This window comes from Caulobacter sp. LARHSG274, from assembly GCF_052871235.1.
The window spans coordinates 364,883-385,614 of record NZ_JBIXJO010000003.1 but is presented as its reverse complement, the minus strand read 5'-3'; the positions used below and the strand labels follow the sequence as shown (position 1 = coordinate 385,614).

Here is a 20,732-nt window from a genome sequence, read left to right as displayed (position 1 = left end):
AGCCTCGAAGGACGCACGGAGCGGGCCGGCCCTGCGTCCTTCGAGGCCCGCTGCGCGGGCGCCTCAGGATGAGGAAAATAGTAGCTTACCGCCTATGGGCGAATGCCGGGGAGGCGATCAAACTAATGATACCGCCGGATCAGGCCCACCAGCTTGCCCTGGACCTCGACCTGGTCGGGGCCGAAGATGCGGGTTTCGTACTTGGGGTTGGCGGCTTCCAGGGCGATCGAGCCGCCCTTCTTGCGCAGGCGCTTGAGGGTGGCTTCCTCGCCGACCAGGGCCACGACGATTTCGCCGGAATTGGCGGTGTCGCCCTTCTTGATGATCACATAGTCGCCGTCGAGGATGCCGGCCTCGATCATCGAGTCCCCCTGGACCTCGAGCACATAGTGTTCGCCGGCCCCCAGCATGGTTTCGGGCACCGGCAGGCGCTCGCGCTCGTGCTGGATGGCGTCGATCGGGGTGCCGGCGGCGATGCGGCCGAGGATCGGCAGTTCGCGGCTGGTGTCGGCGGCGATCGGGACGGGGTAGGGGGCGGACGGCGCGGGCCCGCCGCCTTCGAGCACCTGGGGCCGGAAGGCGCCGCGGCCCTTGGGCGGGGCGGCGGTGGTGGCCTGCTGCGGCAGCTTGACCACCTCCAGCGCCCGGGCCCGGTGCGCCAGGCGGCGGATGAAGCCGCGCTCCTCCAGGGCGGTGATCAGCCGGTGGATGCCCGACTTGGACGCCAGGTCCAGCGCCTCCTTCATCTCGTCGAAGGAGGGGGAGACGCCGGTCTCCTTGATCCGTTCATGGATGAACATCAGCAGCTCGTGCTGCTTGCGCGTAAGCATGTCCGGCCTCGCCAGTCGTCGCGGAACAAACCGCAAACCTCTGTGAATGTTCTCTAGGTGTTCTTCGTTGATGTCAAGTTAACGGTGTTCGCCGGGCCGGCGGGCGAATTCCCGAGGAAATACAGGCCGTAGAACGGGTTCGGGGCCGGCGGCCCGCCAGCCGGATCGCCCTCGGCAGGCGCATCCGGGGTGGAGGCGCAGCCGAATCGGATCAGGGGGCGAGGTTCGGCTGGCCGCCGTCCAGGCCGAGCCAGTCGGTGAACGGCCGGTGGTAGGCGTTGTCGAAGACCTCGGCCTGCAGCTTGAAGGGCAGGCTGCTGTCGCTGTTCCACAGCATCACCACCCCGGTTTTGGTGGCCGGGTCGAACATCACGGTCGAGCGATAGCCGGTCACCGCGCCACTGTGGCCGACCAGCCGGTGGCCCTTGTAGGTGAAGCTGCGCATGCCCAGGCCATAGCCGGGATGCTCCAGCGCCCGCCCCAGGGGCGAATTGCCATAGGGCCGGCCGGTGTTGACGCGCGGGCGCTGGATCTCGGCCAGCACCTTGGCCGGCAAGATCGCCGGCGCCTGGCCCATCTGCGCCTGCATCCACCGCGCCAGGTCGACGATGTCGGAGTTGACCCCCGCCGCGGCGGGGATGCGGTAATAGGCGTCGGCCAGCGGCGTCGCCCGGCCTTGGTGGGACGGCCGCGCCCAGGACCGGGCCGCCTCCAGGCCCTCCAGGCCGACCGTCGCGCTGGTCATGCCCAGCGGCAGGAACAATCGCCGCCGCGCTTCCTGGGCATAGGATCGGCCGGTGGCCCGCTCGATGACCTCTCCGATCGTGTCATAGGCGATGTTCTGGTAGCTGTGGCAGGTCCCCGGCGGGCAGAGCAGCGGCACGGCCGCCAGGCTGGCCCGGATCTCCCGCGGATCGCGCCCGCCCTCGAGCCAGCCGTCATAGGCGTTGCGGGGCAGGCCGGTGCGCTGGGACAGCAGCTGCTCGACGGTCAGGGTGCGGTCGGCCCCGCCCGGCAGGCGCAGGCTGGTGTCGAACTTGCCCAGCGGGTCGGACAGGGAAAACACCCCGTCCTGGGCCAGGCGGGCGCTGAGCGTGCTGGCCACGGTCTTGGACAGCGAGGCCCAGCGGAACACCGTGTCGGCCTCGACCTTGCGGCCGTCCTCGGCGGCGGTGAGGCCGTAGCCCTGGACGAAGGACAGGCGGCCGTTCTCGACCACGGCGATCGCCAGCCCGGTCATGGACTTGTCGGCCATCATCGCCTGGATGCGCGTGTCGAGGGCGCGATAGTCGATCGCGCCGCGCCAGTCCTCGGGCTTGAGGGGCAGGGCGGCGGGCGGCGGAGGGGCGGCGATGGTCGGCCGGGCGGTCTTCGGGGGGGGCGGGCCGTGCGACAGGGTCCAGCCGAGCGCCCCCAGCCCCGCCGCCAGGACGACCGCCAGGGCCGCCCATCCCTTGCGCCCGCGACCGCGTCCGAAGCGGTTTCTGTAGAGCCTGGCCAGCCGTCTAGCCCAGCAGGGCTCGGGTCGCCGCCGTCACGTCGGCCTGGCGCATCAGGCTTTCGCCGACCAGCATGGCTTTGGCTCCGGCCGCCTCCATGCGCACCACGTCGTCCTGGACGAACAGGCCGCTTTCGGTGACCAGCAGGGCGTCGGCGGGCGCGCGGGCGGCCAGGCGCTCGGTGACCGCCAGGTCGACCACGAAGCTCTTCAGGTCGCGGTTGTTGATCCCGACCAGGGCGGCGCCGAGCCGGCCGGCCCGGTCGATCTCGGCCTCGTCATGCACCTCGACCAGGGCGTCCATGCCCAGGCGCGCGGCTTCGCTCATCAGTTCGGCGGCCAGGACGTCATCGATCATCGCCAGGATCACCAGGATGGCGTCGGCGCCCAGGGCCCGGCTCTCGGCCACCTGCCAGGGATCGACGAGAAAGTCCTTGCGGATGCAGGGCAGGGCGACGGCGGCGCGGGCGTCGATCAGATAGCCGTCGGCGCCCTGGAAGCTGGGACCGTCGGTCAGCACCGACAGGCAGGCCGCGCCGCCGGCCTCATAGGCCCGGGCCAGGGCCGGCGGGTCGAAGTCGGCGCGGATCAGGCCCTTGGACGGCGAGGCCTTCTTGATCTCGGCGATCAGGGCCAGCTTGCCGGGCGCATGGGCGGCGGCGAGGGCGGCCTTGAAGCCGCGCGGGCTGTTGGCGGCCCGGGCGGCGGCGTCGACCTGGGCGAAGGACCGGCGGCGCTTGCGATCGGCGACCTCTTCGCGCTTGTAGGCGGCGATTTCAGCGAGAATGTCGGTCATGCGGCGGCGGTTTCGCTGTTGGTGGCGGCGACCAGACCGGCCAGGGCGGCCTTGGCGCGGCCGTCGTCGAGCACGGCCCCGGCCAGTTCGACGCCCTCGCGCAGGGTCTCGACCTTGTCGGCGACCAGGAAGGCGGCGGCGGCGTTGAGCATGACGATGTCGCGATAGGGGCCCTTCTGGCCGTCCAGCAGGGCGGTCAGGGCGGCGGCGTTATAGGCCGGCTCGCCGCCGGTCAGGTCGGCCAGGGCCGCCCGCGGCAGGCCGACGGCCTCGGGGGTGATGGTGAACAGGCGCAGGGCGCCGTCGCGCCATTCGGCGACCTCGGTCTCGCCGGTGGTGGTCAGCTCGTCCATGCCGCCGCCGTGCACCGACCAGGCGCGCTCGGCCCCCAGGGCCCCCAGCGCCTTGGCGATCGGCTCGACGAAGCGCGGGGCCGAGACCCCGACCACCTGCCGCCGGGCCCCGGCCGGATTGGTCAGCGGGCCCAGCAGGTTGAAGATGGTGCGAAAGCCCAGCTGCTGGCGGATCGGCGAGACGTGCTTCATCGCCCCGTGGTGGGCCTGGGCGAACAGGAAACAGATGCCGGCGGTGTCCAGGGCGTGGCGCTGCTGGGCCAGGCTTGCGTCGATATTGACCCCCAGGGCGGCCAGGACGTCGGCCGTGCCCGACTTGCTGGTGATCGCCCGGTTGCCGTGCTTGGCCACCTTCAGCCCGCCGCCCGCCGCCACGAAGCCCACGGCGGTGGAGATGTTGAGGGTGTGCAGGCCGTCGCCGCCGGTGCCGCAGACGTCGATGACCTCATAGGGATGGTCCAGGTGGATGGCGGCGCGGCGCATGGCCCGGGCGCAGGCGGCGATCTCGCCCACCGTCTCGCCGCGCAGGCGCATGGCGGTGACCGCCGCGGCCACCTGGGCCGGGGTCGGCTCGCCGCGCAGGCAGGCGGCGAAGAACAGCTCGGCGTCGTCCTCGTCGAGGGTCTGGCCGTCGGCCAGCTTGGCCAGCAGGGGCTTGAAGGCGTCCGACACCGTCTAGACCCAGATCTGCGCGTCGCGCTTGACCTTGGCCAGGTCGAGGAAGTTGGCCAGCAGCTGGTGGCCGCCCTCGGTGGCGATCGATTCGGGATGGAACTGCACGCCATAGACCGGGCGGGTCTTGTGCTGGACGCCCATGATCTCGCCGTCGTCGGTCCAGGCGGTGATCTCCAGGTCGTCGGGCAGGGTGGCCTTGTCGACCGCCAGGCTGTGATAGCGGGTGGCGGTGAACGGGTTGGGCAGGCCCTTGAAGACGCCCTTGTCGTTGTGGCGGATCAGGCTGGTCTTGCCGTGCATCACCTGCTTGGCGCGGATCACGTCGCCGCCATAGGCCTGGCCGATGGCCTGGTGGCCCAGGCAGACGCCGAGGATCGCCAGGTCGTCCGGCGCGCCGCGCAGCAGCGGCAGGCAGATGCCGGCCTGGTCGGGGGCCTTGGGGCCGGGCGACAGCAGCACCGCCTGCGGGTGAAGGCCCAGGGCCTCCTGAACGGTGAGATCGTCGTTGCGACGCACGACGGTGTCGGCCCCCAACTCGTTCAGATAGTGGACGAGGTTGTAGGTGAAGCTGTCGTAGTTATCGATGACCAGGATCATGACGCCGCCTTTCGGGAACAGCTTCTAGGGGCAACCGCACCGCAGGCCAAGCCATCCATCATTGCGTCGCAGCCAAAGATCAGCTTAAGATTGAGTTTCTGGTTCCACGCTCGGTTGATGGTTGCGTCGATGGCCTACAGGATCGCTGTCACGGAAGTCACGCTCTATGGCCCCCTGCGGTGCGTCGCCGGCTTCGACCTCGACCGCGAAGTCATGGTCCGGCCCGAGCCGGCGCCGGCCAAGTTCTGGGAAGCCCGGGTCTGCGGGGCCAACACCACCTTCCATCCGGGCCACGTGGTCAGCTTCCTGGGCGAGCGGCCGCCGACGGCCCTGCCGCACAATACCGAAGACGTCGTCGTCAGCGGCGTTCCGCGCCGGACGGGCGTCCTGGCCGACTACGCCTTCAAGCGGACCCTGACGCGGGCCGAGGCGTTTTCACCCGTCCGGGTCTTTGGCGAACATCTGAGGTTCGATGGCGACAAGGCCTATGTGCCGGCCGGGGCGCCCTGCGGGTCCTTGGCCTGCCAGACGGTCGACGGGGCGCAGGTGACGCTGTTCGAGCAGGTCTACAAGGACGAGCACCGGTTGCGCGCTGGCCTGTCGATCGGCGGCCATGTGCTGCACCTGAGCGTCGCGGCCAAGACCCTGAAACAGGCCTTCGAGAAGGACGGTCTGGCCGCGGCCCAGGCCCTGGTCCCGCGCGAGGGCCGCGTCCATGTGCGGCTGGGCCTGGCCCGGCCTTTCGACGCCGCTCCGGATCGATGCTATCTTCAGGTCAATGGACTCCACGCCCTCTGAGCCGCGCATCCTGACGATCGGCCACTCGACGCATGGCTGGGACCGGTTCCGGGCCTTGCTGGACGGGGCCGGCGTCACTGCGGTGGCCGACGTCCGGACCAGCCCCTGGTCGAAACACACGCCGCAGTTCAACAAGGACGCCCTGGCCGAGCGCCTGCGGCAGGCGGGGATGGCCTATGTCTTCCTCGGCGACGCCCTGGGCGGGCGGCCCTCGGGCGCGCATCTGTTCGCCAATGGCGTCGCCGACTACGAGGCCATGGCCGCCGAGCCGGCGTTCCAGGCCGGCCTGGACCGGGTCCGCAAGGGCGCCGAGGCCCACGTCGTCGCCCTGATGTGCGCCGAGCAGGAGCCGCTGGACTGCCACCGCTGCCTGCTGGTGTCGCGCCGGCTGCGGGCCGGGGGCCTGCCGGTGGCGCATATCCTGCCCGACGGCCGGATCGAGGCGCATGAGGAGACCGAACGCCGTCTGCTGGTCTGCGAGGGCCTGGATCACGAGGACATTTTCGAAACGCCGGCCGACCGCCTCGACCGCGCCTATCGGCAGCGGGCCCGCAAGGTGGCCTTCGCCGAGAGCGGCGGGCCGGACGCGGCGCTGGGAGCGGTCGGGTGACGCAGGTCGCGACGATCGGCTTCACCCAGACCACGGCCAGGGGCTTTTTCGAGCGGCTGCAGGCGGCCGGCGTCCGGTCGGTGATCGACGTGCGTCTGTACAACACCTCGCAGTTGGCCGGTTTCGCCAAGGCCGACGACCTGGCCTATTTCCTCCAGGCGATCGGCGGGATCGGCTATCGGCACGAGCCGCTGCTGGCCCCCTCCGACGACATGTTCAAGGCCTTCAAGAAGGACAAGGGGGACTGGCGGGTGTTCGAAGGCCGGTTCCTGGACCTGATGGCCGAGCGGCAGGTCGAGACCCGGCTGAAGCCGCAGATGTTCGCCGGCGCCTGCCTGCTCTGCTCGGAGGCGACGCCGCATCACTGCCACCGGCGACTGGTCTGCGAATATCTGAACGGCAAGTGGGGCGGCCAGCTGGAGGTGCGACATCTGTGATGTCGCGCGGCCTGCCCAGGCCGTGCATGCTGTCGGTCATGGACGCTGCTGATTCCGCCCTCGACACCGCCGCCGTGGCCTATGCCCGGGCCCTGCTGCGCCGGCCCGCGCCCCGGCAGCGGATGGGACCGGTGCTGGCGGCCGCGGCGTTCGCGGCGCTCAGCGCCATCACCTTCGCCGCGGTGATGGTGATGGCCCCGCCGGCGGTCACCCAGCACCTGCCGGCCGACCGCCTGGGAAATCTGGGCAATCCCTAAACGAACCGCCTTCTAAGCGAACCGCCAGGCCTCTTCGGCCGCCCGCTTCAGGGCCCGCGACTTGTGCAGGGTCTCGTCATATTCGGCGTCCGGATCGCTGTCGGCCACGACGCCGCCGCCGGCCTGGACGTACATCATGCCGTCCTTGACCAGGGCCGTGCGCAGCACGATGCAGGTGTCGACCGAGCCGTCGGCGCCGATATAGCCGACCGCGCCGGCATAGCCGATGCCGCGCTTTTCGATCTCCAGCTCGTCGATGATCTCCATCGCCCGCACCTTGGGCGCGCCCGACAGGGTGCCGGCGGGCAGGGCGGCCATCAGCACGTCGACCGGATCGACCCCGTCAGGGGCGTCGCCCTCGACATTGGAGACGATGTGCATGACGTGGCTGTAGCGCTCGATCTTGAAGCTGTCAGTCACGCGGACATTGGCGCCCTTGGCCTTGATGGTCGGATCGTTGCCGCCGGCGTGCTTGAGCATCGCCACCCGGCCGACGTCGTTGCGGCCCAGGTCGAGCAGCATCAGGTGCTCGGACCGTTCCTTGGGATCGGCCAGCAGCTCCTGCTCGAGGGCCAGGTCCTCCTCGGGCGTGGCGCCGCGCGGCCGAGTGCCGGCGATCGGGCGGATGGTGATCTTGCCGTCGCGCAGCCGCACCAGGATCTCGGGCGACGAGCCGACCAGCTCGAAGCCGTCCAGGTCGAGGAAATACAGGAACGGCGAAGGGTTGGTCCGCCTCAGCGAGCGGTAGAGGGCGAAGGCGTCCAGTTCGAACGGCGCGCGGAAGCGGTGGCTGGGCACCACCTGGAAGATGTCGCCGGCCCGGATGTATTCCTTGGCCGTCTCGACCACCTCGGCATAGGCCTCGCGGCTGACCGGGGTGGTGAAGTCCATCGGGCCGGGGCTCTGACGCGGGGCCTGATGGGCCAGGGGCGCGCGCAGGTCGGCCATCACCGTCTCGATCCGGGCGCGAGCGGCGGCGTAGGCGTCGTGGGCCGACACCCCGGCGGCGGGCCGGGCGGTGGTCACCAGGATGATCTCCTGGGCGATGGCGTCGAACACCGCCACGATCGACGGCCGGGTCATGATCCCGTCCGGCAGGCCCAGCGAGTCCGGATTGACGTTGGGCAGGCGCTCGGCCAGGCGGACCATGTCGTAGCCCAGGGCTCCGAACACTCCGGCCGACGGTGGCGGCAGGCCGGCCGGCAGTTCGATGCGCGACTGGGCGATCAGGTCGCGCAGGCTGTCCAGCGCCCCGCCGGCCTGGGGCGTGAAGCGGCCGGCGGCGATGTCGTCGCCCTGGGCGATCTCGGCCTGGTCGCCGCGGCAGCGCCAGACCAGGTCAGGCTTCATGGCGACGATCGAATAGCGGCCGCGCCAGGCGCCGCCCTCGACGCTTTCGAACAGGAAGGCGTAGGGCCGGCCGTGGCCGATCTTCAGATAGGCCGAGACCGGGGTCTCCAGGTCGTCGATCAGCCGGGTCCAGACCACCTGCGGGCGGCCGGCGTCGTAGGCGGCGGCGAAGGCGTCGAAGCCGGGCTCCAGGCTCATTGAGCCGGTTCCTTGACCTTGGCCTTGTCGCCGTCCTTGGGCAGGGCGGTGGTGTCGACGCCGATGGCCTGGCGCGCCAGGGTCAGGTTGACCTTGGTCTTCAGCTCGGTCTTGGCGGCCTGCTGGGCGGCCTGGCCGACGTCGCGCAGCAGGCCCTGCGAGGCCTGGCCGCGCATGGCCTCGGTGACTTGGGCCGCCTGGGCCGCGGTGGCGGGATGGACGGCCGAGATCCGGGCGACCAGGAATCCGCCCTGCGGGGCCGGGGCGGTGAAGGGCTCGCCCGGCTTGGCGCCGAAGGTGGCGACCAGCAGGTCGCGGCCCAGGCCCTGGAACTGGCGGGCGTTCTCGCGGCTGATATTGGGCACGCGCTGGACCTTGGACTGGGCCGAGGCGGCGACCGCCTCCATCGACTCGCCCTTCTTGACCCGGGCGCCCAGCTCGTCGGCCTTGGCCTTCATGCGCTCGAACAGCTTGTCGAGCATCCAGCGCTGGGTCAGGGCCGGCTTGATCTCGGCCAGGGGCGGCATGGCCGAAGGAATGACCCGCTCGACGCGGACGGCGTAATATTCGCCCTTGCCGGCCTCGATCAGATCGCTCTCGCCGCCGGAGGGCAGCTCGAAGGCGGTCTTCAGCACGTCGGGGGTCAGGCCGGGGACCGGCTGGCCGGTCTGGTCGACCCCCTGGGCGGCGACGGGGGCGGTGGTCATCACCAGGGCCCCGGCCTTGGCGGCGGCGTCCAGCAGGTTGGCCCCGCCGTCGTGCGCGTCCTGGTAGGTCTGGGTCTGCTCGTAGGCCTTGGCCTGGGCCGCCTGGGCCTTCAGCTCGGCCTCGATGGCCGGGCGCTGCGATTCCAGTGTCGGGACCGTGGCGGGGTTGATCTTGGTGACCTTGACCACCGACACGCCCAGGTCGCCGACGATCGGGCCGCTGGCCTGGCCGGCGGCCAGGGCGAACACCGCGTCGGCCACCTTGCGGTCGGGCAGGGCGGACTTGGGCTTGGAGTCGATCATCACCGGCTGCTTGCCATAGGCGCTGGCGACGATGGCCGGCGGGTCGCCCTTGGCCAGGCGCTGGGCGATCACGGCGGCGGCCTTGGCGTCGGGGGCGACGATCTGCACGAACGAGCGGGTCTCGGCCGAGCCCAGGGTGTCCTTGCGGAAGTTGAAGGTCTTGACGACCTCGGCCTCGGGCACGGTCACCGTCGGCTCCAGGGCCTTGGCGCTGAAGCGGGCCACCGACAACACCCGGGTCTCGGGCCGGGTCAGCTGGGCGGCGTGCTCCTTCATGAAGGCCTGCAGCTGGGCGTCGGTCGGGGCGGTCGGCTTCTCGACCGTGGCCGGATTGATGGCGAAGGCCTCCAGGTCGCGGGCCTCCAGGCCGTAGGCGGCCTGCAGGGCCGAATAGATGCGCGGCGCGCGCAGGCCGTTGGCGGCGGCGGCCAGGAACTGGGTCTGGGCGATGTCGTCGCGCAGCGAGGCCTCGTAGCGGGCCGGGGTCAGCTCGTTCTGGGCCAGCAACTGCTCGTACATCTTGGCGTCGAACTTGCCGGTGATCGGGTCGAACGGCCGCTGGCCGGCGGGCAGGCCGGCCATCTGCTGGCGCAGGATGTCGGCGACCAGCTTGTCGGACGGGCGCACGCCCATCTTGCGGATCAGCTCGGCCAGGGATTCCTGCAGCGCCAACTGGTCCAGCATCTGGCGGTCGATGCCGTGCTCGACGGCCAGGTCGGGCGTGATGGTCTGACCCTGCTGTTGCTGCTGCTTGCGATAGGTCTCGAACCGCGCCTTGAAGTCGTCGGGCGACATGGTGCGCGAACCGGCCGCGATCACCCACTTGCCGGGCGGATGCCGGAACACGTCGCTGATGCCGAACACCGCGAAGCTGACGATGAGCAGGCCAAACAGGACCACCGCGAACGGTGACTTGGCGAAGGAGCGGAAGCCGGCGAGCATGACTGGGAGAAACCTTCCTCGAAAACGCGCGGATTCCCCGCAGGGCGACGGAACCGACGCGAGCAGCGGGTATAGTGGAGCCGCAGGGGGGCGGGCAAGCGGCGCGGGGCGCTGAAGCGGTCTTGACTTCCCAAGCGGCCGACCGCTCAAACCGCAGACATGACCTTTTCCCTGACCACGCCGCGGCCGCTGATCGCCGGAAACTGGAAGATGCATGGCCTGGAAGGCTCGCTCGACGAGGCCCGGGCGGTGGCCGCCGCGGTCGCCGAACAGCCGCCGGCCGCCCGGGTGGCGATCTGCCCGCCCGCCACCCTGCTGCACCGGCTGGCGGAGGCCATGGCCGGCGAAAGCGTGCTGGTCGGCGGCCAGGACTGCCATCCGGCCTCCGCGGGGGCCCATACCGGCGACGTTTCTGCGGCCATGCTGGTCGACGCCGGGGCCAAGCTGGTGATTCTCGGCCATTCCGAACGCCGCGACGCCCATCAGGAAAGCGACGCGCTCGTGTCGGCCAAGGTCGAGGCGGCCCTGGCCGCCGGGCTGGAGCCGATCGTCTGCGTCGGCGAGACCCTGGCCCAGCGCGACGCCGGCCAGGCCGAGGCGGTGGTCACCGGCATGGCCCGCGCCTCGCTGCCCGCCGCCCTGGCGGGGCAGGATTTCGCCCTGGCCTATGAGCCGGTCTGGGCCATCGGCACGGGCCGCACCCCGACCGTCGAGGACATTACCGTCATCCACGCGGCCCTGCGGGCGGTGCTGGTCGAGAGGTTCGGCGACCACGGCGCGACCGTGCCGATCCTCTATGGCGGCTCGGTCAAGCCCGACAACGCCCGCGAGATCCTGTCGACCCCCGAAGTCGGCGGCGCCCTGGTCGGCGGCGCCTCGCTGAAGGCGGCCGACTTCCTGGCGATCATCGCCGGGGCTTAGGGGGACGGGGGACGCAGAACGACTCCCTTCCTCCTTTCTTTCTAACTTCCCTCCCCCTTTGCGGGTGGGTGGCCCCGAAGGGGTCGGGTGGGGCCCGGCGCAGGGCGTGGAACCATCGGCCGGCTCAGCGGCCCCCACCCGACCCTGGCTCCGCCAGGGCCACCCTCCCCACGGAGGGGGAGGGAAGGGTAGAAAGAAGGGGGAGAAAAAGCGTTTGGGGGGATCGGGACGCGTCGATCCCCGCGGGTGAGGCCGCGAACCTCAAGCTTTCCAACGCCTTGCAGAATCTTCAGCGTCACAAGCCCTCGGCGTCGAAACCGCCCCTATCCTAAACCCACCTCGTCGCAGGGAAAGGGCGCATGGCCAGCGACCGATGCGGCGGCGGGGGGCGATCGAGCGGGACTGGGCTGGAGGGGGTTACTTCAGCGTGTCCGGGGAGCCTGGCGTTGCAGGCCCCGCCCGCCGTCGGCGTCGACGGGGATAAAGCGCGTGTGTCGAAGATCCGCGCCCTCGTCGCCGGGGCCCGTCGGAAACGGCGGGGTTCCGGAGTCCGGCTAGGCCTTAACAGGGCCGCCTACCGGACGCGGACGGAAAACGAGCGCGCGGAGCGGTGGCTTCGTCGAAACGGTACTCACTCAAACACTCCGGACGTCGTCCGGCGCTCCGCGTCCCTTTCCATCAACTCAGCGAGAGATCGCGTGAGGCGGAAAAGCCGTGCGCCGGAAACTCGCCGGAATCTTCGGCTCTAAGGCGCCGCCACTTGTCGTCCGCGTCGCGGCGTTCTACGCCGTCAGGCCAGTTCTATCGGGGATATCCATGAAGCTTGCGTCCATCGCCGCCGTCCTGGCGCTCTCCGCGGCCTCCGCCGCCAGCGCCCAAGCGGTTTCCGACTGGCGCACGCCCGATCCGGAAAACGTGCTGGTGGTCGACACCAACAAGGGTCGGATCATCGTCGAGCTGAGCCCCGAGGCTGCGCCCAACCACGCCGCCCGAGTGCGCCAGCTGGCCAAGGCCCATTTCTATGACGGCCTGACCTTCTTCCGGGTCATCGACAGCTTCATGGCCCAGACCGGCGACCCGAAGAACGACGGAACAGGCGGTTCGGACCAGCCCAATCTGACCGCCGAGTTCACCTTCCGCCGCGGGCCCGGCTATGCGCCGCAGGGCAAGGCCGGGACCACCGAGATCGGCTTCGTCGGCGCCCTGCCGGTCTACAGCCAGAACAGCGGCCTGGCGGCCCTGACCGCCGACGGCAAGGTGGCGGCCTGGGGCGCCTTCTGCCCCGGCGTGCTGGGCATGGCCCGGGCCGGCGATCCCGACAGCGCCAACAGCCAGTTCTTCTTCATGCGCCAGCACTACCCGTCGCTGGAAAAGACCTACACCGCCTTCGGCCGCGCCCTGACCGGGCTGGAGACCATCCGCGCCATCAAGGCCGGCGAGCCCGTGCCCGATCCCCAGGACAAGATGCTGACCGTCCGGGTGCTGTCGGACATCCCCGCCGCCCAGCGCCCGACCATCCAGGTGATGGACACCCGCTCGGCCGCCTTCACGGCCCTGGTCGACAAGAAGCGGGCCGAGATGGGCGGGGCGTTCAGCCCCTGCGACGTCGCCGTCCCGGTGCAGGTGAAGTAGATTGCCTCCGTCGGTCGCCCCGCTCGCCGTCCTGGCCGCCAGCCTGCTCGCCGTCGGCGCCGTCCAGGCCGCGCCGAAAGCGGCCGCACCGAAGGAAACCGACTGGCGCACCCCGGCGGCGCAGGACGTGGTGGTGATCGACACCAACAAGGGCCGGATCGTCGTCGAACTGATCCCCGAGGTCGCCCCCGGCCATGTCGCCCGCTTCCGCGAGCTGACCCGCGAGGGGGTCTATGACGGCCGCACCTTCTTCCGGGTCATCGACCGCTTCATGGCCCAGACCGGCGACCCCGACGACACCGGCGAGGGCGGGACCAAGAAGCCCAACCTCAAGGCCGAGTTCACCTTCCGCCGCGACGCGGCCACGCCCTTCGCTGTCGCCGCCGCCCCCGCCGGGACCGAGGTGGGCCTGCTCAAGTCGCTGCCGGTCGTCAGTCAGGCCTGGAGCTGGAGCCAGGTCACCTCGGACCACAAGGTCGCCGCCTGGGGGACCTATTGCCCTGGCGTGGTCGGCATGGCCCGCGACGAGGACAACGACTCGGCCAACAGCCAGTTCTTCCTGATGCGCCAACCCTATCCGTCGCTGGACAAGCGCTACACGGCCTTTGGCCGGGTGCTGTCGGGGCTGGAGGTGGTCCGCGCCATCAAGGCCGGCGAGCCGGTGGCCGCGCCGCAGGACGCCATGACCAAGGTCCGGCTGCTGGCGGACATCTCCGAGGCCGAGCGCCCCAAGATCCGCGTCGTGGCCACCGACAGCGCCTGGTTCAAGGCGGAGGTCGCCGCCAAGCGCGCCGCCCGGGGGGCCGATTTCTCGGTCTGCGATCTCGACCTGCCGGTCCAGATCCGATAGTCCGCCCCGGGATCGCGCGGGCGGGTTTCCCGTTCTCCGAAAGCGGGCTAGAAGCCCTCGACTCTAGAAATCCAAGGGATGACCATGTCGGCCGACCTCGAAAACACCCTGCTGCTGACGCTCGAGACCGGGCCGGTGACGATCAAGCTGCGCCCCGACCTGGCCCCGGGCCACGTGGAGCGCATCAAGGAACTGGTCCGCGAGGGCTTCTATGACGGCGTGGTCTTCCACCGCGTGATCCCCGGCTTCATGGCCCAGGGCGGCGACCCGACCGGCACCGGCCGCGGCGGTTCGGCCAAGCCCGACATCAAGGCCGAGTTCTCCAAGGAGCCGCACGTGCGCGGCGTCTGCTCGATGGCCCGCACCCCCGATCCGAACTCGGCCAACAGCCAGTTTTTCATCGTCTTCGACGACGCCACCTTCCTGGACAACCAATACACGGTCTGGGGCCAGGTGGTCGAAGGCATGGAGAACGTCGACTCCCTGCCGACCGGCGAGCCGCCGCGCACCCCCGGCAAGATCCTCAGCGCCAAGATCGCCGCCGACGCCTAAGACGCCAGAGGCCCCGGGAAACCGGGGCCTTTTTCGTTGGGCTCAGCGCGTCAGGGTCACCACCACCGGCCGGTGGTCCGAGCCCAGGACCGGGCCGCGCTCGACGCTGACGGTCTTCCAGGCCCGGCCGGCATAGACCTGGTCGATGGGCAGGATCGGGAAGGGGGCGCTGGCCAGGCGGGTGAAGCGGCCGGCCGGCCAGCTGGCCAGGGCGCGGGTCCGCCGCACCAGCCCCAGGGCCGCGTCCTGCCGCCGCAGGCTGAACGACCAGGGCGTGGAATTGAAGTCGCCGCCGAGGATCAGGGTCCGCTTGTCGAACGGCGCCAGCTCGGCGGCCAGCAGCCGGCTCTGAGCCTGCTGGGGACCGGCCGGGACCGGCCAGAGGTGGTGCGAGACCGCGACCGTGAAGTCGCCGTCCGGGTGGCGCAGCGTCGCCCAGGCCGCCGTCAGGGGCAGGCCGTCCTCGCGCAGGCCGTGCTGTCGGATCATCGGCCAGCGGCTGAAGATCCAGGTGTCGCAGCCGCGCTGGCCGGCGCAGGTCACGGTGTCCGGATAGACCTGGCGCAGGCGCTTGACGATCGGCCAGGCCTGGCTGCCGCCTTCCTCGATCAGCACCACGTCGGCCTTCTGGGCCAGGATCCAGTCGAGGGTGGCCTCGGGGTCGCGATTGTCGGCCCAGATATTGAACTGCACCAGCTTCAGCGTCGCGCTGGTCGCCGGCGCGCGAGGGGCCCGGACCGCCGCGACGATCTCGGGCGCCATCAGCCCGCCGGTGATCACGATCGTCATCGCCGACAGGACCAGCACGGCTCCGAGCTCGGCCCGATCGGCAAAGACCAGCCCGAGCGCCAGGCTGGCCAGGCCCAGGGCGAACCACACGGGCGTCAGGTGGGTCAGGGCGTCGAGCTGGTCGCTGAACGCTCCGCCCAGGCAGGCCAGGGCGATCACGGCCCCCACCAGGCCCAGCAGGAGGGCGGTGCCTCGCAGGAGCAGGCTGAGAAGGTGCCGGATCAGACGCATGGTTCGCCCATAGCATGGCCGCTGGAGGTTCGCGCTTGTCCCATCGCCGGGAAAGCCGGCGAAACTGAGGTTGCGGAATTCTTGGTCGCCGGCCCGGCCCGGCGCCTCGACGCTTGACCTCTCGGCCCTGGCATGGCCTTGAAGCCGCCCCATGCGCCTGTCCGATTTCGACTTCCACCTGCCCGACGCGGCGATCGCCCTGCGGCCGGCCGAGCCGCGGGATTCCGCGCGCCTGCTTGTCGTGCGGCCTGGCGAGGGGTTCGAGGACCGCATCGTCCGCGACCTGCCCGATTTCCTGCGGCCCGGCGACGCCCTGGTCTTCAACGACACCCGGGTGATCCCGGCGCGCCTGGCGGGCCGAAGGGCCGGCCGCGAGACCGGCGGCGGCGACGGCGCGCCGGTGGCGGTCGAGGCCACCCTGCACCGTCGCATCGCGCCCGACCGCTGGCTGGCCTTCATGCGTCCGGGCAAGCGGCTGAAGGAGGGCGACCGGATCGCGTTCGGCCACAACCAGGCCCCTGGGGCAGACCGCGCGTGCCTGGCCGGCCTGCTGGACGCCACTGTGGTCGGAAAGCACGAGGGCGGCGAGATCGAGCTGGCCTTCGATTTCGCCGGCGTCGACCTGGACCTCGCCGTGGCCGCCCACGGCCACATGCCGCTGCCGCCCTACATCGCCGCCAAGCGGGCCGAGGACGACCGCGACCGCGCCGACTACCAGACCGTCTACGCCCGCGAGGACGGCTCGGTCGCCGCCCCGACCGCCGGCCTGCACTTCACCCCGGACCTGCTGGAGCGGCTGAAGGCCCGGGGCGTGTCGCTGCACTTCGTCACCCTGCACGTGGGGGCCGGCACCTTCCTGCCGGTCAAGACCGATGACGTGGCCGAGCACCGGATGCACGCCGAGTTCGGCGAGGTGCCGCCCGCCGTCGCCGACGCCCTGAACGCCGCCCGCGCCGCCGGCGGCCGCATCGTCTGCGTCGGCACCACCAGTCTGCGGCTGCTGGAAAGCGCCACCGGCGAGGACGGCGCGATCCGTCCGTTCGCCGACGAGACCGCGATCTTCATCACCCCCGGCTACCGCTTCCGCGCCGCCGACGTGCTGATGACCAATTTCCACCTGCCCAAGTCGACCCTGTTCATGCTGGTCAGCGCCTTCGCCGGCCAGGCGACGATGAAGGCGGCCTACGAGCACGCGATCGCCACCGGCTATCGCTTCTATTCCTATGGCGACGGCAGCCTGCTGTTCCGCGCCGATTCCGGGCAAAGCTGATGGCCGCCTTTCCCTTCGAGATCGCCGCCACCGACGGCGCGGCCCGCACCGGGGTGCTGAAGACCCCGCGCGGCGACATCCGCACCCCGGCCTTCATGCCGGTGGGCACCGCCGCCACGGTCAAGGCGCTGATGGTCGACCAGGTCCAGGCGACCGGGGCCGACATCATCCTGGGCAACACCTACCACCTGATGCTGCGGCCCACGGCCGAGCGGGTGCGGCGCCTGGGCGGGCTGCACAGGTTCATGCGCTGGGACAAGCCGATCCTGACCGACAGCGGCGGCTTCCAGGTGATGAGCCTGTCGGGGATCAGCAAGGTCACCGAGGAGGCCGTCACCTTCGCCAGCCACATCGACGGCTCCAAGCACGTGCTCAGCCCCGAGCGGTCGATGGAGATCCAGGCCGACCTGCTGGGCAGCGACATCGTCATGCAACTGGACGAATGCGTCGCCTGGCCGGCGGAGGAGGCGAGGGCGCGCCAGGGCATGGAGCTGTCGGCCCGCTGGGGCAAGCGCTCGAAGGCCGCCTTCGGCGCGCGCGACACCCAGGCGCTGTTCGGCATCCAGCAGGGCTCGACCTTCCAGAACCTGCGCCAGGAGTCCTCGGACCGGCTGCGCGAGATCGGCTTCGACGGCTACGCCCTGGGCGGCTTGGCGGTGGGCGAGGGCCATGCGGCGATGTGCGAGGTGCTCGACTACGCCCCGGCCATGCTGCCCCCCGACCGGCCGCGTTACCTGATGGGCGTGGGCAAGCCGATCGATCTGGTCGAGGCGGTCTATCGCGGCGTCGACATGTTCGACTGCGTCCTGCCCACCCGCTCTGGCCGCCACGGCCAGGCCTGGACCTGGGACGGGGCGATCAACATCAAGAACGCCCGCTACGCCGAGGACGAGGACCCGCTGGACGCGGCCAGCGACTGCCCGGCCAGCCGCGACTATTCCAAGGCCTATCTGCGCCACCTGTTCAAGGCCGAGGAGATCCTGGGCCAGGTGCTGCTGTCCTGGCACAACATCGCCTTCTTCCAGGCCCTGACCGCCGCCATGCGGGCGGCGATCGCCGAGGGCCGGTTCGAGGCGTTCCGGCGCGACTTCGCGGCGCGGCAGCAGGGCGGCTAGGGGGCTTCGCCAACGCCCGACGGGCGGTTGTCGAACGCGCCTAGAACAGCAGCCCGAACAGGCGGCAGTCGCGCCGTTCGCCGTCGCGGTCCACATGGCCCTTCAGATAGCCCTCCTGTTCGAAGCCCAGCTTCAGCAGCAGCCGCTCGGACCGGGCGTCGCCGACCTGGGTGCGGGCGGTCAGCCGCTTCAGGCCCAGGGACGAGGCGCAATAGGCCAGCAGGGCGGTGACCGCCTCGGTGGCGTAGCCCTGGCCCCAGGCCTCGCGGGCGACGATCAGGCCCAACTCGCCGCGATGGTGGCGCCAGTCCAGGTCGACCAGTTCGCAATAGCCCAGGAACTGACCGGTGCGGGTCAGGCGGATAGCCCAGTAGAAGGCGGCCCGCTCGGCCATTTCGCCCACCTGGGCGGCGACCGTGGCGTTGACCTCGTCGGGGTCCTCGATCGGCGCGCGGTCCCAATGGGCCATCACCTCCGGGTCGCTGAGGAACGGATAGACCAGCGAGGCGTCTTCAACCGTCAGCGGCGACAGGGTAAGGCGTTCGGTCTCGAGAATCATGCGCGCGAAAGACTCTGCAGGCGGGCTTGAGTGGGGCCGGTTGATCCCCAGCTATGGCGCGGGCCCGTCGCAAGTGATAGAGGGGCCGCTTCGTTTTTCGCGGCGGGTTCGACCGTCGCCCGGATCGAGATCGATTTACCCATGCTCATCGGCGTTCTGCTGACCATCAACATCATCGTCTGTATCGCCCTGATCTTCGTGGTGCTGATGCAACGTTCCGAGGGCGGGGCCCTGGGCATGGGCGGCGGCGGCGGTTTCATGACCGCCCGCGGGGCCGGCGACCTTCTGACCCGCACCACCTGGATCCTGTTCTCGATCTTCCTGGTGATCAGCCTGGCCCTGACCGTCCTCACCGGCCGCATGGGCGCCAGCAACTCGGTGGTCGACCGACTGAAGCTCGACGGCCTCGACACCAAGACCCTGAACGCGCCGGTCCTGCCGTCGGCTCCCGCCGTTCCGGCCCCGACCGCGCCTTCGACGACCGCCCCGGCGACGACGGCCCCGGCCGCCATCACCGCGCCGACCCCGCAGATCAGCGCCCCGACCCCGAGCGTCTCGGCCCCGGCCGTCTCGACGCCGAAGCCGGCCGCCGCGGCCGCCAAGCCGCCGGCCAAGGCCGCCGCCAAGGTTCCGGTCATCACCCCCGCGGCGCCGCCGCCGGTGGTCAGCGTTCCGGCCGCCACGCCTTCGCAACCGCCGGCCCAGTAAGGGTCGGCGAGATTTTACTGTTGATGAACGTCGGTCTTTTCGCCGGCGTCGGCGAATCACGGCTAATCTGAGCGCCCATGACCCGGTACATCTTCATCACCGGCGGCGTGGTTTCCTCCCTGGGAAAAGGCCTCGCCTCCGCAGCGCTCGGAGCGCTCCTCCAGGCTCGTGGCTACAAGGTTCGCCTTCGTAAGCTCGACCCCTATCTCAACGTCGATCCGGGCACGATGAGCCCGTATCAGCACGGCGAGGTGTTCGTCACCGACGACGGGGCCGAGACCGACCTGGACCTGGGGCATTACGAGCGCTTCACCGGGGTGTCGGCCACCAAGGCCGACAACATCACTACCGGCCAGATCTACAAGACCATCATCGAGAAGGAACGGCGCGGCGACTATCTGGGCGCCACCGTCCAGGTGATTCCGCACGTCACCAACGAGATCAAGGACTTCGTCCTGTCGCCGGCCCTCGACGAGACCGGCGAGAAGGCGGTCGACTTCGTGCTGGTCGAGATCGGCGGCACGGTGGGCGACATCGAGGGCCTGCCGTTCTTCGAGGCCATCCGCCAGCTGCGCCAGGACCTGCCGCGCGGCCAGAGCTGCTACGTGCACCTGACCCTGCTGCCGTTCATCAAGACGGCCGGCGAGATGAAGACCAAGCCGACCCAGCACTCGGTCAAGGAACTGCGCTCGATCGGCATTCAGCCCGACATCCTGCTGTGCCGCTGCGAGCAGGACATCCCGGTCGAGGAAAAGCGCAAGATCGCCCAGTTCTGCAACGTGCGGCCCAGCGCGGTGATCCAGGCGATGGACTCATCGTCGATCTATGCGGTGCCGATCGACTACCACAAGGAAGGCCTGGACGCCGAGGTGCTGGACGTGTTCGGCATGAGCGACGCGCCCAAGCCGGACCTGTCGCGTTGGGAGGCGATCGACCAGACCGTCAACCATCCCGACGGCGAAGTGACCATCGCGGTGGTCGGCAAGTACACGGTGCTCAAGGACGCCTACAAGTCGCTGATCGAGGCCCTGCACCACGGCGGCCTGGCCAACAAGGTCAAGGTCAACCTGGACTGGGTCGAGAGCGAGACCTTCGAGGGCGACCCGGGCGCGGCCGCCGTCCGCCTGGAGAACGCCCACGCCATCATGGTGCCTGGCGGCTTCGGCGAGCGGGGGGCCGAGGGCAAGATCCGCGCCGCCCAGTTCGCCCGCGAACGCAAGGTGCCCTATTTCGGCATCTGCTTCGGCATGCAGATGGCCGTCATCGAGACCCTGCGCAACGTCGCCGGCATCAGCGACGCCTCGTCCAGCGAGTTCGGCCCCACCGAGCGTCCGGTGGTCGGGCTGATGACCGAGTGGATCAAGGGCAATGAGACCGTCCAGCGCCGCACCGGCGACGACCTGGGCGGCACCATGCGGCTGGGGGCCTTCGAGGCGGTGCTGACCCCGGGCTCGAAGGTGGCCTCGATCTATGGCGGCACGGCCATCAGCGAGCGCCACAGGCACCGCTACGAGGTCAATATCGGCTACAGCCACCGGATGGAGGAGTCCGGCCTGAAGCTGACCGGCCGCTCGCCCGATGGGGTTCTGCCCGAGATCGTCGAGCGCGAGGACCATCCGTGGTTCATCGGCGTGCAGTTCCACCCCGAACTGAAGAGCCGTCCGTTCGCCCCGCACCCGCTGTTCGCCAGCTTTATCGCCGCGGCGAAAGAGCAGGGGCGGCTCGTCTAACAAGGCTGGTTGCATCCCCGAAGA

The 20,732-nt window shown here is 70.3% G+C and carries 21 protein-coding genes; 12 read left to right on the top strand and 9 right to left on the bottom strand.

All coding sequences use genetic code 11. The features are described 5' to 3' along the window. Window positions 1–122: 122 nt before the first annotated feature. From lexA to ACIPQB_RS10040, 5 genes are all read right to left on the bottom strand, one after another. Window positions 123–830 carry a transcriptional repressor LexA gene (lexA, locus tag ACIPQB_RS10060; protein WP_446485079.1) on the bottom strand — a complete coding sequence of 236 codons (708 nt, stop codon included), beginning with the start codon at window positions 828–830 and terminating at the stop codon, window positions 123–125. Between the two features lie 211 nt (window positions 831–1,041). Then, a complete protein-coding gene (locus ACIPQB_RS10055) occupies window positions 1,042–2,226 on the bottom strand; it encodes a serine hydrolase domain-containing protein (RefSeq protein ID WP_446485116.1) in 1,185 nt (394 codons plus the stop codon). A gap of 109 nt (window positions 2,227–2,335) precedes the next feature. Further along, the gene (trpC, locus tag ACIPQB_RS10050; RefSeq protein WP_446485078.1) at window positions 2,336–3,124 is read right to left on the bottom strand and encodes an indole-3-glycerol phosphate synthase TrpC; all 789 of its coding nucleotides are present in this window, start codon (window positions 3,122–3,124) and stop codon (window positions 2,336–2,338) included. Next, window positions 3,121–4,149, bottom strand: coding sequence for an anthranilate phosphoribosyltransferase (gene trpD, locus ACIPQB_RS10045; RefSeq protein WP_446485077.1), 1,029 nt, complete (start codon window positions 4,147–4,149; stop codon window positions 3,121–3,123). Before trpD ends, trpC begins: the two co-directional genes overlap by 4 nt. A gap of 3 nt (window positions 4,150–4,152) precedes the next feature. Further along, window positions 4,153–4,749, bottom strand: a complete 597-nt coding sequence (locus ACIPQB_RS10040; RefSeq protein ID WP_446485076.1) for an aminodeoxychorismate/anthranilate synthase component II — start codon at window positions 4,747–4,749, stop codon at window positions 4,153–4,155. Window positions 4,750–4,878: 129 nt separating this feature from the next. On the opposite strand from ACIPQB_RS10040, the gene ACIPQB_RS10035 reads away from it, so the two are divergent. Genes ACIPQB_RS10035 through ACIPQB_RS10020 form a run of 4 tightly spaced genes read left to right on the top strand, consistent with a single transcriptional unit; the run spans window position 4,879 to window position 6,851 of the window. Continuing rightward, complete coding sequence (locus ACIPQB_RS10035; RefSeq protein ID WP_446485075.1) at window positions 4,879–5,547, top strand: dual OB domain-containing protein; 669 nt, start codon at window positions 4,879–4,881, stop codon at window positions 5,545–5,547. Further along, window positions 5,528–6,157 (top strand): DUF488 domain-containing protein, encoded by a 630-nt coding sequence (locus tag ACIPQB_RS10030; protein ID WP_446485074.1) that lies wholly within the window; start codon window positions 5,528–5,530, stop codon window positions 6,155–6,157. The genes ACIPQB_RS10035 and ACIPQB_RS10030 overlap by 20 nt, the downstream gene beginning before the upstream one ends. After that, window positions 6,154–6,594, top strand: a complete 441-nt coding sequence (locus ACIPQB_RS10025; protein WP_446485073.1) for a DUF488 domain-containing protein — start codon at window positions 6,154–6,156, stop codon at window positions 6,592–6,594. The genes ACIPQB_RS10030 and ACIPQB_RS10025 overlap by 4 nt, the downstream gene beginning before the upstream one ends. Window positions 6,595–6,632: 38 nt before the next feature. Beyond that, window positions 6,633–6,851, top strand: coding sequence for a hypothetical protein (locus tag ACIPQB_RS10020; RefSeq protein ID WP_446485115.1), 219 nt, complete (start codon window positions 6,633–6,635; stop codon window positions 6,849–6,851). 12 nt (window positions 6,852–6,863) lie between these two features. Here ACIPQB_RS10020 and trpE read toward each other — a convergent pair whose 3' ends face one another. After that, window positions 6,864–8,399: an anthranilate synthase component I gene (gene trpE / locus ACIPQB_RS10015; RefSeq protein WP_446485072.1), complete on the bottom strand. Its 1,536-nt coding sequence runs from the start codon at window positions 8,397–8,399 to the stop codon at window positions 6,864–6,866. Further along, on the bottom strand, window positions 8,396–10,351 hold the full coding sequence (locus ACIPQB_RS10010; RefSeq protein ID WP_446485071.1) for a SurA N-terminal domain-containing protein: 1,956 nt from the start codon (window positions 10,349–10,351) through the stop codon (window positions 8,396–8,398). Before ACIPQB_RS10010 ends, trpE begins: the two co-directional genes overlap by 4 nt. A 159-nt stretch (window positions 10,352–10,510) precedes the next feature. Between ACIPQB_RS10010 and tpiA the strand changes: the two genes are divergently transcribed. From tpiA to ACIPQB_RS09990, 4 genes are all read left to right on the top strand, one after another. Beyond that, a complete protein-coding gene (tpiA, locus tag ACIPQB_RS10005; RefSeq protein WP_446485070.1) occupies window positions 10,511–11,272 on the top strand; it encodes a triose-phosphate isomerase in 762 nt (253 codons plus the stop codon). An 816-nt stretch (window positions 11,273–12,088) separates the two neighbouring features. After that, complete coding sequence (locus tag ACIPQB_RS10000) at window positions 12,089–12,904, top strand: peptidylprolyl isomerase (RefSeq protein WP_446485069.1); 816 nt, start codon at window positions 12,089–12,091, stop codon at window positions 12,902–12,904. A gap of 1 nt (window position 12,905) precedes the next feature. Then, window positions 12,906–13,754: a peptidylprolyl isomerase gene (locus tag ACIPQB_RS09995; RefSeq protein WP_446485068.1), complete on the top strand. Its 849-nt coding sequence runs from the start codon at window positions 12,906–12,908 to the stop codon at window positions 13,752–13,754. Window positions 13,755–13,838: 84 nt separating this feature from the next. Then, window positions 13,839–14,306, top strand: a complete 468-nt coding sequence (locus ACIPQB_RS09990) for a peptidylprolyl isomerase (RefSeq protein ID WP_446485114.1) — start codon at window positions 13,839–13,841, stop codon at window positions 14,304–14,306. Window positions 14,307–14,348: 42 nt separating this feature from the next. Here ACIPQB_RS09990 and ACIPQB_RS09985 read toward each other — a convergent pair whose 3' ends face one another. Beyond that, window positions 14,349–15,326, bottom strand: coding sequence for an endonuclease/exonuclease/phosphatase family protein (locus tag ACIPQB_RS09985; protein WP_446485067.1), 978 nt, complete (start codon window positions 15,324–15,326; stop codon window positions 14,349–14,351). Between the two features lie 151 nt (window positions 15,327–15,477). On the opposite strand from ACIPQB_RS09985, the gene queA reads away from it, so the two are divergent. Next, the gene (gene queA, locus ACIPQB_RS09980) at window positions 15,478–16,596 is read left to right on the top strand and encodes a tRNA preQ1(34) S-adenosylmethionine ribosyltransferase-isomerase QueA (RefSeq protein WP_446485066.1); all 1,119 of its coding nucleotides are present in this window, start codon (window positions 15,478–15,480) and stop codon (window positions 16,594–16,596) included. Beyond that, window positions 16,596–17,711, top strand: coding sequence for a tRNA guanosine(34) transglycosylase Tgt (gene tgt / locus ACIPQB_RS09975; RefSeq protein WP_446485065.1), 1,116 nt, complete (start codon window positions 16,596–16,598; stop codon window positions 17,709–17,711). The genes queA and tgt overlap by 1 nt, the downstream gene beginning before the upstream one ends. Window positions 17,712–17,751: 40 nt before the next feature. On the opposite strand, the gene ACIPQB_RS09970 is transcribed toward tgt, so the two are convergent. Further along, the gene (locus tag ACIPQB_RS09970) at window positions 17,752–18,270 is read right to left on the bottom strand and encodes a GNAT family N-acetyltransferase (protein ID WP_446485064.1); all 519 of its coding nucleotides are present in this window, start codon (window positions 18,268–18,270) and stop codon (window positions 17,752–17,754) included. Window positions 18,271–18,411: 141 nt separating this feature from the next. Here ACIPQB_RS09970 and secG point away from each other — a divergent pair, with 141 nt between their 5' ends. Further along, complete coding sequence (gene secG / locus ACIPQB_RS09965; protein WP_446485063.1) at window positions 18,412–18,978, top strand: preprotein translocase subunit SecG; 567 nt, start codon at window positions 18,412–18,414, stop codon at window positions 18,976–18,978. Between the two features lie 77 nt (window positions 18,979–19,055). Then, window positions 19,056–20,708, top strand: a complete 1,653-nt coding sequence (locus ACIPQB_RS09960; RefSeq protein WP_446485062.1) for a CTP synthase — start codon at window positions 19,056–19,058, stop codon at window positions 20,706–20,708. Window positions 20,709–20,732: the final 24 nt, after the last annotated feature.

Coding starts and splice junctions, on each gene's coding strand:
- tgt (WP_446485065.1), top strand. CDS start 16,596: ATGGCCGCCTTTCCCTTCGAGATCGCCGCCACCGACGGCGCGGCCCGC.
- ACIPQB_RS10020 (WP_446485115.1), top strand. CDS start 6,633: ATGGACGCTGCTGATTCCGCCCTCGACACCGCCGCCGTGGCCTATGCC.
- ACIPQB_RS09990 (WP_446485114.1), top strand. CDS start 13,839: ATGTCGGCCGACCTCGAAAACACCCTGCTGCTGACGCTCGAGACCGGG.
- secG (WP_446485063.1), top strand. CDS start 18,412: ATGCTCATCGGCGTTCTGCTGACCATCAACATCATCGTCTGTATCGCC.
- ACIPQB_RS10010 (WP_446485071.1), bottom strand. CDS start 10,351: ATGCTCGCCGGCTTCCGCTCCTTCGCCAAGTCACCGTTCGCGGTGGTC.
- ACIPQB_RS10035 (WP_446485075.1), top strand. CDS start 4,879: ATGGCCTACAGGATCGCTGTCACGGAAGTCACGCTCTATGGCCCCCTG.
- ACIPQB_RS10030 (WP_446485074.1), top strand. CDS start 5,528: ATGGACTCCACGCCCTCTGAGCCGCGCATCCTGACGATCGGCCACTCG.
- ACIPQB_RS09985 (WP_446485067.1), bottom strand. CDS start 15,326: ATGCGTCTGATCCGGCACCTTCTCAGCCTGCTCCTGCGAGGCACCGCC.
- ACIPQB_RS10040 (WP_446485076.1), bottom strand. CDS start 4,749: ATGATCCTGGTCATCGATAACTACGACAGCTTCACCTACAACCTCGTC.
- ACIPQB_RS10000 (WP_446485069.1), top strand. CDS start 12,089: ATGAAGCTTGCGTCCATCGCCGCCGTCCTGGCGCTCTCCGCGGCCTCC.
- queA (WP_446485066.1), top strand. CDS start 15,478: ATGCGCCTGTCCGATTTCGACTTCCACCTGCCCGACGCGGCGATCGCC.
- ACIPQB_RS09960 (WP_446485062.1), top strand. CDS start 19,056: ATGACCCGGTACATCTTCATCACCGGCGGCGTGGTTTCCTCCCTGGGA.
- tpiA (WP_446485070.1), top strand. CDS start 10,511: ATGACCTTTTCCCTGACCACGCCGCGGCCGCTGATCGCCGGAAACTGG.
- trpC (WP_446485078.1), bottom strand. CDS start 3,124: ATGACCGACATTCTCGCTGAAATCGCCGCCTACAAGCGCGAAGAGGTC.
- trpE (WP_446485072.1), bottom strand. CDS start 8,399: ATGAGCCTGGAGCCCGGCTTCGACGCCTTCGCCGCCGCCTACGACGCC.
- ACIPQB_RS09970 (WP_446485064.1), bottom strand. CDS start 18,270: ATGATTCTCGAGACCGAACGCCTTACCCTGTCGCCGCTGACGGTTGAA.
- lexA (WP_446485079.1), bottom strand. CDS start 830: ATGCTTACGCGCAAGCAGCACGAGCTGCTGATGTTCATCCATGAACGG.